General features: G+C 72.0%; 7 protein-coding genes, 1 pseudogene and 1 riboswitch. Of the genes and pseudogenes, 4 read left to right on the plus strand and 4 right to left on the minus strand.

The genetic code is table 11. From position 1 onward, the window contains the following. Positions 1-6: 6 nt before the first annotated feature. On the minus strand, positions 7-7,512 hold the full coding sequence (locus DBP14_RS04720; protein ID WP_129305786.1) for a type I polyketide synthase: 7,506 nt from the start codon (positions 7,510-7,512) through the stop codon (positions 7-9). Between the two features lie 1,545 nt (positions 7,513-9,057). Between DBP14_RS04720 and DBP14_RS04725 the strand changes: the two genes are divergently transcribed. The 4 genes and pseudogenes from DBP14_RS04725 to DBP14_RS04740 form a co-directional block, all read left to right on the plus strand. Then, the gene (locus DBP14_RS04725) at positions 9,058-9,843 is read left to right on the plus strand and encodes a hypothetical protein (RefSeq protein ID WP_129305787.1); all 786 of its coding nucleotides are present in this window, start codon (positions 9,058-9,060) and stop codon (positions 9,841-9,843) included. Positions 9,844-9,983: 140 nt separating this feature from the next. Then, positions 9,984-11,447, plus strand: a complete 1,464-nt coding sequence (locus DBP14_RS37405) for a methyltransferase domain-containing protein (RefSeq protein ID WP_129311675.1) — start codon at positions 9,984-9,986, stop codon at positions 11,445-11,447. Positions 11,448-11,726: 279 nt separating this feature from the next. Further along, entirely contained in the window at positions 11,727-13,061 is a 1,335-nt protein-coding gene (locus tag DBP14_RS04735) for a cytochrome P450 (RefSeq protein WP_129305788.1), read from the plus strand. Positions 13,062-13,244: 183 nt separating this feature from the next. Further along, positions 13,245-13,855: pseudogene (locus DBP14_RS04740) on the plus strand (beta-eliminating lyase-related protein); the annotation flags it as partial. 122 nt (positions 13,856-13,977) lie between these two features. Here DBP14_RS04740 and DBP14_RS04745 read toward each other — a convergent pair. From DBP14_RS04745 to DBP14_RS04755, 3 genes are all read right to left on the minus strand, one after another. Beyond that, positions 13,978-14,712, minus strand: a complete 735-nt coding sequence (locus tag DBP14_RS04745) for a peptidylprolyl isomerase (RefSeq protein WP_129305789.1) — start codon at positions 14,710-14,712, stop codon at positions 13,978-13,980. A 104-nt stretch (positions 14,713-14,816) separates the two neighbouring features. Beyond that, on the minus strand, positions 14,817-15,872 hold the full coding sequence (locus tag DBP14_RS04750; protein WP_129305790.1) for an enoyl-CoA hydratase/isomerase family protein: 1,056 nt from the start codon (positions 15,870-15,872) through the stop codon (positions 14,817-14,819). A gap of 95 nt (positions 15,873-15,967) precedes the next feature. Next, complete coding sequence (locus DBP14_RS04755) at positions 15,968-16,309, minus strand: (2Fe-2S) ferredoxin domain-containing protein (protein WP_241741175.1); 342 nt, start codon at positions 16,307-16,309, stop codon at positions 15,968-15,970. Positions 16,310-16,426: 117 nt separating this feature from the next. Next, positions 16,427-16,549: riboswitch (cobalamin riboswitch) on the minus strand. Positions 16,550-16,708 lie beyond the last annotated feature (159 nt).

Raw genomic sequence — 16,708 nt, forward strand, 5'->3', positions numbered from 1 at the left:
GCGTGTTCAGCGGGTGGCGTCGAGGAGGCCGAGTACGCGCTGGGCGAGCGCGGCGAGGTTCGGCAGTCCGGCGAGTTCCATGGTGGGTAGTTCGCAGCCGAGCCGTTGCTGCAGCAGGGTGGCGAGTTCGGCTGCCAGTAGGGAGTCCACGCCCAGCTGGTCCAGGCGGCGGGTCCGGTCGACGCGGTCGGGCGTGGTCTGCAGGACGTGGGCGAGGAGATCGGCCAGGACGTCCTGGACGAGTACGGCCGCGTCGTCGGGCGTGGCCTGCTCCAGCACGTGGCGCAGGCGCTCCGCTCCGTCGGTGTGCTCGGCCGGGGGCAGCAGTTCGGCCGTACGTGGTGCGGTGAGGATGTGCAGGAAGCGCTGCAGCTTTCCCCAGTTGAGATGCCCCACGGTGACCGTGGTGGCATCGGGGTCTGTGAGGAGCTGCTCGAAGACGGCGAGTGCGTCGGCGGTGGCGAGTCCTTCGATGCCCAGTGCCGTCATCTCGCCGTTGCGTTCGGTGCGATGCACGTAGCCGTTGTCGGCGATCACGCCCCACTGCACGGCGAGGGCGGGCAGTCCGGCCCGGCGTCGGTCGCGTACGAGGGCTTCGAGGGCGAGGTTGGCGGCTGCGTACGACGACTGCGCGAGATTGCCGACCACGGCGGCGGCCGAGCTGTAGACGACGAAGAAGTCGAGCGAGCGGTCACGAGTCAGTTCGTCCAGCACGTGCCCGGCCGTCATCTTGGGAGCCAGAACGGCGCGTACCCGGTCGTCGTCCAGTTCTTGGAGCGGGGCGTCGTCGAGCACCATCGCGGCGTGGACGACTCCAGCCAGGCGCCGCCCTTCGGCGTCGAGGTCGTGGATGATGCGGCGCACAGCGTCCGGGTCGGCCGCGTCGGCGCCATACGCACTGACTCGCACGCCGAGCGCGGCGAGGTCGGAGGTCAGTTCGGCAGCGCCGGGTGTGTGCGCGCCACGACGGCCGATCAAGGTCAGATGACGGGCCCCTCGGGCGGCCAGGTGGCGGGCGGTGGCGGCGCCGAAGCCGCCCAGCCCCCCGGTGATCAGGTAGCTGGCGTCGGGATCCAGGACGAGGGGAACTGCGGCGGGGCGGACGGGCACGGATTCGTCGGCGTCGAAGTGGACGACGATCTTCCCGATGTGCCGCGAGTGCTGCATGGCGACGAACGCCTCGCGGATCCGGGCGGCCGGGTAGATGCGATGGGGCAACGGACGGTAGGCGCCCGAGTGGACGGCCCGAGTGATCGACGCAAGATGAGCGTCGGCCAGCGGGGAAGTGTCGGTGAGCAGGGCGGCAACGTCCACCCCGTAGAAGGAGAGGTTGTCGCGGAAGGGTGCCAGGGCGAGAGAGTTGTCGGCGAGGAAGTCGCGCTTGCCGAGCTCCACGAACCGGCCGTGAGGTGCCAGGACGCGTACGCTGCGCGCCATCGCCTCGCCGGCCAGGGAGTTGAGGACGACATCCACGCCCCGGCCCCGGGTGATCGTGTCGACCTCGTCGGCGAAGCGCAGGGTGCGCGAGTCGAGGACGTGCTCAATGCCGAGGAGCCGCAGCAAGTCGCGCTTGGCGGGGCTGCCGGCGGTGGCGATGACCTGGGCGCCGATGTGCTGGGCGTACTGCAGGGCGGCGAGGCCCACGCCGCCGGCCGCGCCGTGCACAAGCACTGTTTCGCCGGGTTGCAGGCGGGCCAGGTGGCCCAGGGCGTGCTGGACGGTCAGGAAGACGGTCGGGATCGTGGCGGCTTCGGTGAAGTCCATGCCGTCCGGGAGCGGGATCGCCCGGTCTGCGCGGGTCCGGGCGTGTGAGCCGTAGCAGCCGATGGCCAGGCAGGCGACCCTGGCACCGACGCTGATGTGTTCGACGCCGGCACCGACGGCGACGACCGTGCCCGCGCATTCCAGACCGATCGGTTCCGCATCGAGTCCGCGCGGGGCCACGGGCGGTGGCACAAGGCTGGTCGCGGTCATGATGTCGCGGTAGTTGAGAGCGGCGGCCGCGACCTCGACCACGATCTCACCCTGTGCCGGCCGGGGCATCTGGGCCGGACGCCAGCCGAGCCGGTAGCGCAGACCAGGATCGTCCAGGGTCAGGGTGTATGAGGCGCCAGCTCCTGAGATCCCTGTCGCCGGATCGGGCACCGGGTGCGAGGCGTGGGGGCGAAGCCGCGTCACGAACCGGCCCTGGTGGGTCAACAGCACCTCGTCGTCGGCCGGACGGGCCGTCAGCTCCTCGGTGAGCCTGTCCTCGGCTCCGGCGGCCAGAGCGATGCGCCGGACGGTCAGCCGTGGCTGCTCGTTTGCCAGACTGCGGGCCGCTCCCCACGCGGCCACGGCGGCGGACGGCGGGATGTCCTGGGCTCCGCACACCACGAGCCACACGGTGATCGCGCGGTCCTCCGGCAGTCGCCGGGTGGCTGTGGCCAGGGCTCGCAGCACGGCCAGGTGGCGAACGGCAGTCTCGGTGGCGGAAGCCGCGCCGACTCCGCTCTGCTCGGCCAGCAGGATCACGTCGTCGGTCTCCGCGAGGAGTTCCGACCATCGCTGCGCGGTCTCACTGGCGGGCTGTGCATCGACACCCAGGGCCGTGGCAGCCGCCAGCGTGAGCGGCCCACCGGTCAGATCGGCCACCACGGGAGGGTGTGCGAAACGCGGATCAGGCACTGCGGTCGTCGGCGAGGGGCGAGTGGCCCTGGCGGTGAGGATGACGGAGTGGTGGTCATATGCGGGCTGTGTGGCATCGCCGGGTTGCACCGTGCCCGCGAATCCGCACTCTTCCAGCAGTCCGGGCCATTGCTCGCGTGCCAGCAGCGGTCCGTTCGGACGCAGGGCGGTGTCCTCGGCGCTCCAGAAGGAGTCCAGCAGGCCGAACACCGGTGTGAGCGCGGCCGGGTCGTGGCTCTCCAAGGCAAGCAGCTGTCCGCCGTCGGCCAGCAGGTCGCCGATCCGGCGCAGGGTGCGTCGCAGATCCCGCGTGGCGTGCAGCACGTTGGCGGCGATGACGAGGTCGTACGACGCGGGGGTGAAGCCTTGGGCGGCCGGGTCGGCGTCGAGGTCGAGACAGCGGTAGTGGACGAAGTCATGGTCGGTGAAACGCTCCTTGGCCGCAGGGAAGAAGGCCGAGGACACATCGGTGTAGGTGTAGTGGGTGCGCTCTGGTGGCAGATGCGGCAGGAGCGCCGCTGTCAGTCCGCCGGTTCCGGCGCCGACCTCCAACACGCGTAGTGGCCGACGCTCGGGCCAGGCGGCGACAGCTGCCTGGAGCAGGAGACGGGCGGTGCGGTACTGGTGGTGCATCACGGGCGTGCTGTCGTAGAAGCGCGCGGCGAGGGAGTCCGGTTCGGCGAACAGCAGCGCGAGAGGATCGGTCCGCCCGCGCAGCACGTCCGCCATATGCAGCCCGCAGACGCCATAGGTCTGCGCGGCGGTGGCCTCGCCCGGGAAGGCCAGGAGGACATCTCTGAAGAGCCGGTGCGGCTGAGGTTCCTCGGCCAGGCGCCACCGGCCGTCCTCGTGGGCAGTGAAGACGCCCTGATCCACGGCGTTCTCGAACAGGGCGGTCAGCAGCTTGCGGTGCCGGGGCCGCACACCGGCCGCAAGCAGGTCGTCCAGGGTGAACTCATTCGCCTCTGGCAGGAGTTCGGCTACGGCTGCTGCCGTCAGGTGTGCGTTCAGGTGCAGGCCCCGGGCGCGAGCGCTGTCGTACGGGTGTGCCCGCCACCTTTGGACGGCCTGCGACAGTTCCGCTGCGCAGGCAGCGAGAGTGACTGCGGGCGAGGGCCAGGGCGAGGCGGCGGCGGGCGTGGGCAGGGGGGCGGCGCGCAGGACCTCTGAGAGCTGCTGGGGCGCGCGGGCGCGTGCCGCGTCGAAGCGGCGCAGTCGGCACCCGAGCGCTTCCAGGGCCACGGTCCCGTCATCGGCCATGACGGTCATGTCCCAGGCGGCCTCGCGTGCGGTGCGGGCACGCAGGCGCACATGGATCAGACCGGTTCGGGGAAGCGGCTGCCAGGAACGCACGGTGTCGATGCCGACGGGCAGGTAGGCGGCCGGTGTGCCCTCAAGATCACCCGGCTGGTCGGTGACCGCGGCGAGCAGCGGCAGGCCCGCCTGGAGCGCGCCGTCGAGAAGAGTCGGGTGCGCGAGGGGAGCGTCGGCGAGGTCGACGGTGGCGGCGTAGGAGGCGAGCACCTCACGGCCGTCGCCGGCGTCGGTGCGCAGGCCGGTCAGGGTACGGAACGCGGGACCGTAGGGCAGTCCGGCGCGGGCACAGAGCGCATAGTGGTCGGCCGCGCTCATCTCGCGGGGCAGACGGGCGCGCAGCGCCTGCAGGTCGGCGCCGGGCGGGCACGCGCGCAGCAGCTCACGCACTCTGCCGCGGGCGTGCTCGATCCACGTGCCCCCACGGCCGTCGCGACTGGAGACGGTGAAGGCGCCGTCTCGCTCCAGTGCGGTGTGGACGGACACGGTTCGGTCCTCGTCGTCGCCCGGCAGGCTCAGCGCACGGCTGATCGAGATGTCGTGCGCCTCGACGGGTGCGTCGTGTACGGCTTGGCCGAGCGCCAGGGCCATGTCCACGTAGCCGGCCGCCGGTACCACGACCGTCTCGCCGACCAGGTGGTCGGACAGCCAGCCCCGCGCGCCGGAGGAGAGCTCCTGCTGCCAGGCGGGCCGCGCGCCGGGCAGACGTGCGCCGAGCAGCGCGTGGGGCGGCCTTGTCGGCTCGCCTTCGTCCTCGGCCGGGGTCTCCAGCCACCATCCGGGAGCGCCGTTCCAGTGGCGTTCGCGCTGCCATGGGTAGGCGGGCAGGTCGACCACCCGTCCCGGTTTCGGGAAGGGGACGCTCCAGTCGGTCTCGGCTCCGTACGCCAGCAGCTGCGCGACGGCGGCATCGAGCGCGCCGGGGCCGGAGGCGGTGCGCGTGAGCGTGCCGATGACGGCGACGGGTCGTCCGGCATCCGTCGTGGCACGCCGCAGATACGCGCCGAGCACCGGGTGTGGGCCGATCTCCACCAGGACATCGCAGCCGGTCTCGTTGACGAGGACGTCCACCGCTTCCGCGAACCGCACCGGTTCACGGACGTTGCGCCACCAGTACTCGGCGTCCAGCGCCGCGTCACCGTTGAGCCGCCCGGTGACCGCGGAGACCAGGGGGATGCGGGCGGGCCGCGTCGGCAGCCCGGACAGCGTGGCCGCGAGGGGCCCGCGCAGCTCGTCCATGGCCGGGCTGTGGAAGGCGTAGTCCAGCCCGAGATCGCGGAAGAACACATTGCGCTCGCCGAGTTCTTCGCCGAGTTTCGCGAGCGCATCGGCGTCCCCGGCGACGGTCACGTCACGGACGCTGTTGATCCCGGCGACGACCAATCGCTTCGCCTGGCCGATCTCGAAGATCAGCTTCTCGGCGTCCGAGGAGCTGAGCCCGACGGCGGCCATCCTCCCGCATCCGGCGGTCGCGCCCTGGGCCCGGCTGCGTGCGGCGATCACCCGGCAGGCGGCCGCACGGTCCAGGGCTCCCGCGCAGTAGGCGGCTGCGACCTCGCCCACGCTGTGCCCGCACACCGCGCTAGGGGCGAACCCGCGTGCCGTGAGCGCCGCGACCAGCCCGGCCTGCAGGGCGAACAACATCGGCTGGGCGATCTCGGTCCGCTGCCACACCTCTTCCCCCCGCGGTGTGGTCATCTCCTCCTTGACCGACCAGCCGAGCAGGGGTCGCAACGCCTCATCGATCGCCTCCACCTCAGCTGTGAAGGAGGCGTCGGCATCGAGGAGTTCTGCTCCCATGCCGGCCCACTGGGAGCCGTTACCACTGAAGACGAATCCGGTACGGCCGCCCTCCACACCAACCCCACGAGCTGCGCCCGGCGCGGGCTCACCTCGTGCCACCCGCCGCAACGACCGAGCCGCCGCCGACGGATCGTCGCCCAGCAGCGCGACGCGATGCTCGTACCGGGCCTGACGTCGGCACGACGTGTAGGCCGTGTCGTAGAAAGCCTCCGTGACCAGCCCCTCCAGGTGCTCGGCCCAATGAACGGCGGCGGCCTCCAGCGCCTGGGGTGTACGGGCCGACACCACCAGCGGGAGCGGGCCTCGGCGGCCGGAATGCGACCGGCCGCGCGGAAGGCCGCCAGCGCTGTCCGAGCCGGACCGGTCGCGTGTCTCCGGGGCGGAGGTGAGCACCACGTGGGCGTTGGCCCCGCCGAACCCGAAAGAGTTCACCCCGACCACGAAGTGCTGCCCTGGCAGGTCACGAGGTTCAGCCACCGGATCCAGACCGAGCCCCGCAAAGTCGATCCGTGAACTCAGGGGAGCCGTGTGCAGCGTCGCGGGAATCCGCCGCTCCCTCAGCACCAGCAGCGCCTTGAGCAGGCCGGGGACTCCGGCCGCCGCTTCAAGGTGCCCCAGGTTCGACTTCACGGATCCGATCGGCAGCGGCGCCCCCGCCGTGCGGCGTCGCCCGAGCACCTCACCCAGCGCCGTGCACTCCACCGGATCACCGGCCTGGGTACCGGTGCCGTGCGCCTCGACATATGCGACCTCGGCCGCACTGATGCCCGCCTCGGCGTACACCCTCTCCAGCAGTGCGGCCTGGCTGCGCGCGCTCGGTAGGGCCAGCCCCACCGTACGGCCGTCCGCATTGACGCCGCTGCCGCGGATCACCCCATGGATCCGGTCACCGTCCGCCAACGCAGCCGCCAACGGCTTGAGTACGAGCACACCGGCACCCTCAGACCGCACAAAACCGTCCGCGTGCTCGGAGAACACGTGGCACCGCCCGGTGGGCGAGAGCATCGATGCCTGAGCGAATCCCACGCTCTCCCAGGGGTTGAGCAGCACGTTGACACCGCCAGTGAGCGCGAGCGCGCTGCGCCCGGAACGTACCTCCTGGCATGCCTGGTGCACGGCGGTCAGCGTCGACGAGCATGCCGTGTCGACCGCGAATGAAGCACCATGAAGGTCGAAGAAGTACGACACCCGGTTCGCGGTGTTGCAGGACGCCATACCGCTCATGGAATAGGCGTTAGTGGTGCGTGGCCGCCGCTGCTGCAGATCGCCGTACCCGTGCGAGGACACCCCGATGATCACCGCCGTGTCACTGCCGGCCAGCGCCGACGGGTCGATACCCGCATCGCCGAACGCCTCGACGGCGCACTCCAGAAGCAGCCGGTGCTGCGGGTCCATCACGGATGCCTCCTTCGGCGAGATACCGAAGAACTCCGCGTCGAATGTGGCCACGTCGTCCAGGAAGCCGCCCGCAGACGTGTACATGCGGCCGGGACGAGGACGTCCGTCGGCCGACACGAAGCGCGTCACGTCGAACCGGTCGCCTGGCACCTCGCCGATCAGATCCCGTCTCTCGGCCAGCGCCGCCCACAACCCCTCCAGCGATCGGATTGCTCCGGGCAGCCGGATTCCCACACCCACCACCGCGACGTCGCCGTCACGGGCCTCGGTGTGCCCGAGCGGGGCAGGACTGGTCGGGGGCACGGCGTGTGCTGCGGAAGCATCGGACATCGAGTGAGCGTGATCATTCGCCTGGGTCACGCCCCGGACAACTCGCCGCGCCGATCTTGGGTTACGGCCGTCGACAAAGAGTGGGACAACACATTGAGGCGTGGCGGGCCGAGCGGTGGTAGGGCGCTGCGCTGGGCGCAATCACACCCCTGGCCGGACAGATCCCCGCTGAGCCAGACGGCCTGACCGGCTGGCGGCGACAAGCGTTCGAGCGGGGACCTCTCGCGGCGCAGGAGCTGATCGTCACCGCCCCTGCATCCGGCTCGCCGTAACAGTCACAGGCCGGAACCGCCACAACCTCACCGAGCTCATGCCGCTGCTGGACACGTCCCATTGAGCCGTGGACGCCCCGCCGCAAACTCCGACGTCTGTACGCCGACCGGGGCTGGATGCTCGCCCGCCCGCGAGCGTGGGCTGATGCCTCCCAGTGCGAAGCCCTGGGCGTCTGACCGAAACGGGGTTTTGGCCGGACCGCGCCGGTGCTTGGGGTGTTCGTCGAGCCGCCGGTCTTCGGAACGATGACGCCGCCGGTGGAGCAAGCCACCCTCTCCGCCGCGCCCCGGCTAAGAATCGGTGATAGTGGTGGGCATCGGTTCGGTACCAGCGGCACCATGCACGGCCGCTCGACGGCGAGCAGGACAAGCCAGTCACCGTCCCGCGCGGGTGCCACGGGATGTGTCTGAGTCGTTCACCGCTGCGAGCGCATCCCCGGCCACCGCCCGCGCCCGGCTGCCGCCCTCCACCGGACGGCGGCCGCACCTCAACCGATCTGCCGCGCCCACCCGCGGAGCCACTGACTTCGCGCGCTTTCGGCATCTGCCTGAGAGAGCGGGGCGGGGAAGGGCTGGCGTTCAGTTTCGCCTGGTGACGCGCCCACTGCAGTCCAGAACCGTGCCTCCCGGCGAGTGCAACCGCAAAGTAGGCGCACCCTGGAAGCGTGACAGTACGCGGACCGCATGAGGCACCGACCGCATCGTGGTGTCAGCGGAGGCCAGCGGGGCCTCGCCGTCTCACCCGCCTATCACGAAGCCATCACCAACTGAGTGCCCCCCCGGTCCTGAAGGCCCTGACCTGCTATTTTATGCCCGCGCTGGACTGGCGTGGATGCCCCTGGACGGTTCCTACAACCTGTGCCACGTCGTCCCGAGTGAGGGGCCGAGGATGAGGACCGGAGCGTCTTCTGGCCCGTCGAAGCGGTATCGCAGGGTGTTCGGGGGTGTCTCACTCACGCCCCAGACCCTCTCACGTCTCACCGACGCCCCTGTAGCGCGGGGTGCGGGCAACCTGTCCGACGTCGGTGCGCCCGGGTGCGCGCGTTTGGCGTTGTGACGCAGGCGTCCCGGATGCTCGGCATCGAACATCGTCGGGCCATCCGAGTGAAGATCGTCATCAGTCGTAGCGGTCAAGTGCCCTGCCATGGTGGGCGATTACACGGGGTGCACAGGGATGGGACACATTCGAACATGCCGGTGGCGCCCGTTTGCCCGCTTACGCTGTGTGCACACTCAATCACCCCCCGCTCTCCCTTTCGGAGGACCGATTCCCGTGCCCTCTCACGCCCCGGATCCGGCGGCCTACTTCGCCTTCCGTGACCGACTGCTCGGCCCGTTGCGCACCACCGTCCTCACCGGTGACCAGCTGTGCGAGGCCGGCCGCCTCATCTACGGCGAGCCCGACGGCCTGTCCCTCTACGGGATCGCGGCCCCCGACATGGCCGCCAAGGGCATCACCCTGCTGGGCCGTACGACCATCGAATGCTCGGTCGACGCCTACGTCGCTCCCGTCGCCGACGCTCTGGCCGACCAGCTGGCCGCCACCGCGCTCGAAGGCCCTGACGCGGACGCGCCGTTGATCGTGGACCTGTTCTGCGGCTCCGGCAATTTCGGCTACCACCTGGGCCGGCGCCTGGCCCTGCCCGTGCAGGCGACGGAACTGGATCCGGCCGTCTACGCCACGACCCGCAACAACCTGGAGCGCATCGGCTCCGCCATGACCCTCCACCCGGTCGACTACCGCGACCTGTTGGGGAAGCTGCCGGCCGCGTCCACGCACGACACCTACGTCGTCGAGCCGCCCTGGGGCCCGGCCTTCACCGCGTCCGGTCTGGACCTGACCCGTACGTCACCGCCCGTACCGGAGATCCTCCAGGACATCCGGCGCTCCCGCGACGGACTCTCCTGTCATGTCGCGATCAAGACCAACGACCAGATCGCCCATGACTCCCTGGCGCGTTCCTTCGCCGGTGCCGAGCATCTGGCGACCCTCACGCCGCCGCCGCAACTGCCGTACGGCGCCAACATGGACTTCCACCTCTACCGCCTGAACGCCTGACAGCACACAGCCGCCCCCGCGTGCTCGCAGCGGCGAGCTCCGGCCGGGCCGGGCTGTCCGGATATTCACGATGTGCAGTTCCGTGCGATGTCGCCGCACCCGGCGGCACCGCCGGTGTCTGATGGGAGAACTACGTGACGATGGTTGCAGGACCCGCGGGGGCCGGCGGCGCCGCGGCTTCTACGTTCGACGTGCTGGGCGGCACTTATGAGGAGACGCACGGGCGGATCCCCGAACTCCTCGCCTCACTGGACTGGTTGATCTCCCGCTTGCCGGAGCGGGCGAAAGTGCTGGACCTCGGCAGCGGAACGGGGCGCCCGACCGCGCAACGGCTGGCCGAGGCCGGGCACGAGGTGCTCGGCTGCGATGTGTCGGCCACCATGGTGGACCTTGCCCGTAGCCGGGTCCCGGCCGCACGCTTCGAGCAGGTCGACCTCCGTGAGCTGCCGGACGAGCCGGACGGCTGGGACGCGGTGACCGCGTACTTCCCGCTGCTGCAGATGTCCCGGGCCGACATCGCCGCCACCGTGCGCCGGGTCGGCACCTGGCTCAAGCCCGGCGGGCTGCTGGCCCTGGCGACGATCCCCGCGGACGCCGAGGACTTCGAACTGACCTGGATGGGCCAGGTGTGCCGGGCCTCCAGCTTCCCCGCCCCGGCGTTCCTGGACCTGGTGCGCGAGGCCGGCCTGCACATCGCGCACGCCCGGACCAGCGTCTTCCGGCCCGACTTCGCCGCCGCGGGCGAGGAAGAGCACCTCTTCGTCCACGCCGTCAAACCCGGCGGCCCCGACGTCCCGTCGCACGCCCTGGCCGGTCCCTATCCGCTGCCCACCTCCTACCGGGGACCGCACGCGCTGGGCCAGGACGGCTGGCTGGGTATGGAGGCCCGCTTCGAACGCCACGACATCTCCGTCGTCGCCGACGCGCTGGCGGGCAACACGAGAGTGCTCGACATCGGCGGCGGCACCGGCGCGGTCGTCAAGGAGATCACCGCGCGGCTGGGCGCGTGCACGACCGTCGAACCGCACCTGGACCGCGAGCGGAGCATGCGGCCTCTCACCCGCGACGGCGTCACCGTCGTGCCCGGGCGCGCCGAGGACCTGCCCGTCCCCGACAACGCGGTGGACGCGGCGGTGGCCACCTGGGTGCTGCACTACACCGACGCCCCACGCCGAGCGGTGCGGGAAATGGTCCGCGTCGTGGACACCGCGCATCCCGAAGCCCGGATCGTCCTGGTGCAGGGCGCCCCGGACAACGAGCTCATCGACCTGTGGAACCGCACCTGCGCGCCTCTGACGGGCCAAGGCCGCGACCACCAGGGCTACCTGCTCACCCTCGCCGCCCGGGAACTCGCCGCGGGCGGGTTCACCGACATCTCCTTCACCCGCGCACCGGTCGACGTCGTCTTCCCCGAGAACGGACCGGAGGCCAAGGCCGAGGCGGCCGCGCAGGCCCTGGCCGAATTCTGGAGCACCGGCGACCCCGCCCCGGCACGCCTGCGCGAGGCCCTGCTGCCTCTCATGCGCGAGCACTTCGCCACGGGGACCGACCGGTTCAACGATGACGGCGTGCTCCTCGTGGCCCGGCCCCGGCCCGCACTCTGACCGTTCCCAGGCACCGGCCCCGGGCGGGGAACGCCCCGTGCCCCGTAGCCCCGTAGCCCTGCCCGGTCGGCCGGCCCGCAGCGGCCCTGTCCGGCCGCGCGGCCCGCAGCAGCCCCGCCCGGCCGGCCGACCGCCACGTACCCGCCCCCACGGCCCGCACGGAGGCCAGCCCTGCCCGGCCCGGCCGCCACGTACCCGCCCCCACGGCCCGCACGGAGGCCAGCCCTGCCCGGCCGCCACGTACCCGCCCCCACGGCCCGCATGGAGGAAACCGCCCCGATGGCCACGACACCGCTCGATCTCTCGGCCGGCGAGCCGGCCCGCGGCTCCGCCATGGACGACCGCATCGGACAGGCCGGTGAGGTCTGCGCCGCCGGGACGCCCGGCTGCCCCGCCGCGAACCGGGGCGGCATCCTGCACCACGGTGCGGGCGACCCCACCCCCTTGTACGCGCATCTGCGCGCGTGTCATCCCGTCTTCCACGACCCCCTGCTCGACGTGTGGGTCGTCTCGCGCCACCAGGACGTCGTCCGGGCCTTCCGCGACACCCCGAGAGACTTCACCAACCAGCGGACCTTCGAACCCCTGTGCCCGCTGGCTCCGCAGGCACAGGCCGTCCTGGCGGCCACGGCCATGGCCCCGGCCGCCAGTTCGCTCGACCCGCCCGAACACACCCGCCTGCGCCAGACCGTCAACGCCGCCTTCCCCACCACCGGACGGCGCGTGAACGGCGTCGACAGCCTCCTGCAGGCCAGGGCGACGGCCCACGCCACCGCCCTGGCCGGACGCCCCTCCCGCGGTGGGGACCTCGTCGCCGACTACGCCCGGCCCCTGTGCCTGGCCACCCTCGGCCACCTCACCGGCGTACCGGATACACACCACCCCGCCATCGCGGCCCAAGCCGCGGCGATGACCGTGCTCGTCGCCGACCGACTCACCCCCGCCCGGCAGGCGGAAGCCGCCCATGCCTTCTCCGATCTGTGGGCCTTCTGCCAGACCCTCGTGCACGACACGCCCCGCCTCGCCCCCGGCAGCCTCCTGCCCACCCTGCTCGCCCACCGGCCCACGAACGGGGCCGCCTTGACTCCCGACGAAGCAGCCTCCGTTCTGATGGAGATGCTCATCACCACCGCCGAGGTGATGCCCAAACTCATCACCAACACCCTCCACCGCCACCTCGGCCCGCGTGAGCACCCCGAGCGCCCTCAACCATCCGGCCTCCGCGCACTCCACCGCACCGAGCTCATCGACCGGGCCATCGCCGACACCCTGCGCCACGCCACTCCCCTCATCGGCTGGCTACGGGCCACCACCCGCCCACTCCACCTCGCCGACACCCCCGTCCCCGCCCACGCCAAACTCATGCTGCTCCTCGGCTCCGCCTGCCAGGACGCCCCACCCACAGCCCCCACCCCCGTCTTCGGCGCCGGCATCCACTACTGCCCCGGCGCCCGCTACGCCCTGCGCCTGACCCGCCACGCCTTGGCCGCCCTCACCCGGGCCTGCCCCGACCTCACCCTCACCGAACCCGTCACCCACGGCCCGGGGAGCACAACACCCTGGCCCCTCAACGCGCTCACACGCGGGCCGGCCCAGCTCAGCGCCACCTGGTGAAGCGGTCATGACGCGAATCCACCCGAAGGTGCCGCCCCGCACGCTGTGTATGAGGCCACCGGCTCACACGTGTGACCTGACTGACAGGCACGGCCCCCCGTTCGGAGTCGGCGAGAAGGTGACTCCGTCAGGTACGGCCGCCGACAGTCCCACGGCCGGCATGTCCACAGGCGATCGCGCACCGTGGTCCGCGCCGAGTCGGCCCACGTCGACGAGGGCGGGGCGCCCGAGAAGGTCGCCGGGATCAAGCTCCTCACGGTGCCGGCATGGGACGGCAAGCTCACCGCCGAACTGACCGACCGTCAGGCATGGGGTTTCGACGACGAGCAGCGGGCCCGGCCCAGGGTCGTCTCGATCGCCCAGTCCACCGAACTCGGCACGGCGCCCGGCTCGCCAACGCCGCCGCCCTCGGCGTGCCCCTGCGGGAGATGACCACCGCCGCCGGCGTGGACGTCCTCTCCCTCGGCGGCACCAAGAACGGGCTGCTCTTCGGCCAGGCGGTGATCGTGCTCAACGAGGACGCGGTGCGCTGCATGGCCCACCTGCGCAAGACGAGCATGCAGCTGGGCTCCAAGATGCGTTTCCTGTCGGTGCGGTTCGAGGCGCTGCTCGGCGGCGACCTCTGGCTCCGCTCGGCGGCCCGCTCCAACGCGACGACCCAGCGGCTGTACGAGGCGGTACGCGAACTGCCGGGCCTGGAGATCCGCCGCCCGGTGCAGGCCAACCAGATCTTCGCCGTCCTGCCGCCGGCCGTCACCGAGCGCCTCCAGAAGCGGTTCCGCTTCTACACCTGGGCCAGCAGGCCGGCGAGGTCCCGCGAACGGCACGACGAAGTAGCGCTGTTCGGCCCGGTGGAGGGCGTCGCGGCCGCGCGGCCGGGTAGGGAGTCCCCCCTGCCCGGCCGCGCCGTGGGTCGTCAGTGCCTGTGGTGGGACTGGCGGACCTTGAGCAGTTCGGTCCGCAGGGCGGGTGTGCCGTCGACGGGCGCCGGGTCGTCGGTGGTCGGTTCGACGCCGCCGGCGGCGATCTTGTCGAGGGTCTTCAGGCCGGCGGCGCCGACGGTGCCGAAGACCGTGTAGTCCGGGCGGAGCGAGGAGTCGCCGTAGACGACGAAGAACTGCGAACCGTTCGTGTCCGGACCGGCGTTGGCCATCGCCAGCAGGCCGCGGCCGTAGAGGCGGCGGACGCCGGTCGGGTCGTTGGGTGCCGGCGGCAGGTCCACCGGCAGTTCGTCCTTGTACTTGTATCCGGGGCCGCCCTCGCCGGTGCCGGTCGGGTCGCCGCACTGCAGGACCTTCAGCGTCGGGTACGACGTCAGCCGGTGGCACACCGTACGGTCGTAGAACCGGTGCCGTGCCAGGTGCAGGAAGCTCTGGACCGTGCACGGCGCCTCCGCGCGGTCCAGACGCAGCGGGAGCGGGCCCTGGCTGGTCGGGACGGCCACGCCGACCGTGCCGTGTGCGGGCGTGTGCCGCGGGTCCGGCGGCAGGGGGACGGGGCGCGCCGCGGGCTCGTCCGGGGTCCGGGTGTACTGGCAGGGACCGTGCGTGGTGCGCGGCGGGGCGTCGGAAGAGGTGGCGGAGGCGGTGGTGCCGCCCCCGGACGCGACCAGCGCCGCTGTCGCCAACGCGGTCATGAGAGCTCGGTTCATATCCTGCACACCCTCCAGAAGATCGTCAGATTTCGGAGCGGTCGCAGTCTAGGGCGCGGCCCGGCGGGCGAATACCCGCCCACCGGCCACATCCGCCCCATCGGCTAGCCGGATTCCGCGAGGCCGAGTTCGTGCTCGCCGAGCGGAGCGAAGAAGCGTTCGACGTCCGCGTCGGTCACCTCGGCCAGGGTGGGCGGCGACCAGCGCGGGTTCCGGTCCTTGTCGATGATCTGGGCGCGGATGCCCTCCACCAGGTCGGGGCTGCGCAGTGCGGCGCAGGAGACGCGGTACTCCTGGTCGAGGACGCGCTCCAGCGAGCCGAGACCCCGGGCGCGGCGCAGGGCGGCGAGGGTGACCTTGAGGGACGTGGGTGAGCGGGTGAGCAGGGTTTCGGCGGCTTCCTTGGCGGCCGGGTCGTCGTACGCGAGGAGCCGGCCGACGATCTCCTCGACCGTGCCGGCGGCGTAGCAGGCGTCGATCCACTCGCGCCGGTCCGCCAACTCCCCTCGCGGCGGCGGCTGCACGTGGCCGGCCAGTGCGTCGGGTACGGGACGGTCGGCGAGGTCGTCCAGGAAGGCGTCCAGGGCGGTGGACGGCAGGTAGTGGTCGGCGAGACCGCAGAGCAGGGCGTCGGCGGCGCCGATCCGCGCGCCGGTCAGCGCCAGGTGCGTGCCCAGTTCGCCGGGGGCCAGGGCGAGCAGGTGGGTGCCGCCGACGTCCGGGACGAAGCCGATGCCGGTTTCCGGCATGGCGATCCGCGACCGTTCGGTGACGACCCGGACGTCGCCGTGCGCGGAGATGCCGACCCCGCCGCCCATCACGATCCCGTCCATGACGGCCACGTACGGCTTGGGGTAGCGGGCGATGCGGGCGTTGAGGCGGTACTCGTCGCGCCAGAACGCCGCCGAGGCGGCGCCGTCGCCGTCGCGGGCGTCGTCGTGCACGGCACGGATGTCGCCGCCCGCGCACAGGCCGCGCTCCCCCGCACCCGTGACGACCACGGCCTCCACGGCCGGGTCGTGTTCCCACGCGGTCAGCGCCGCGTCGACGCGTCGGACCATCTCGTGGTCGAGGGCGTTGAGGGCCCTGGGCCGGTTGAGGGTGATGCGGGCGACCCGGCCGGTGGTGCGGAGCAGGACGGGTTCCCCGGCGGCGCTCATCACGACACCTCCGTCAGGTTCCGGGCCACGATGACACGCATGATCTCGTCGGTTCCTTCCAGGGTCTGGTGGACGCGCGGGCAGTCGCGTGAGCCTCAGGGGTTCACCGTGCGGCGCGGCGGGGTGAAGGCGTACAGGTCGAGGATGTCCGGCAGGGGTGCCACGCCCGGGCCGCCGGCCCGCACCCAGGCGACGATGTCCTCGGTCGCGTCCGCGTCGTTGACGAGACCGAGCCAGACCGGCCGCGCGCCGGCGGCCCGGCCCCTCGCGGAAGGCTGTACGACCATGACGTTGGCCTGGTCGCACACGTCGAGGCAGTCGGAGACGCGCACCGGCACCGCCGCCCGCAGCCGCGCGGTCTGAGCGGCGTGGTCCACCCCGGTCACCTTGGGGCTCCCGCAGCAGCAGTCCCGGCACACGACGACCCGGCACGGCACCGGTTCATCCACCACCGCGGCCCCGCCCGGCGGCTCTTCCCACGGCTTCTCCGGCACGGCACACCACTCCCCTCCCGGGGAGATCCGCCCCGGGGTCGGTCGAGGAGGCGACCGCGTGAGTCTCCTGGCTCCCGGGTCGCCGCTCGCCCCGCCTTCCCACCCCGGTCGGGGCGGTGGCCTGCCGGAACTCGCTCACCGGTCACAGTGGCGGGACCGCGCCGGATTCCCACCGGCTTCCTCGGACCGCCGTCGCCTGTTGTCACCGGTCATCATCTCATCGGGAGGGAGCGAGCCCCTCATCCGGCCGGTGCACGGGTCGGTTCGGCCGGTGCACGGGATGCTTCGGCCGGTGTACCGGACGGTTCGGACGGTGTACCGGACGGTTCGGCCGGCTGGTTC

Origin of the sequence: Streptomyces sp. L2 (assembly GCF_004124325.1) — a bacterium.
In the GTDB taxonomy this organism is placed as follows: Bacteria; Actinomycetota; Actinomycetes; order Streptomycetales; family Streptomycetaceae; genus Streptomyces.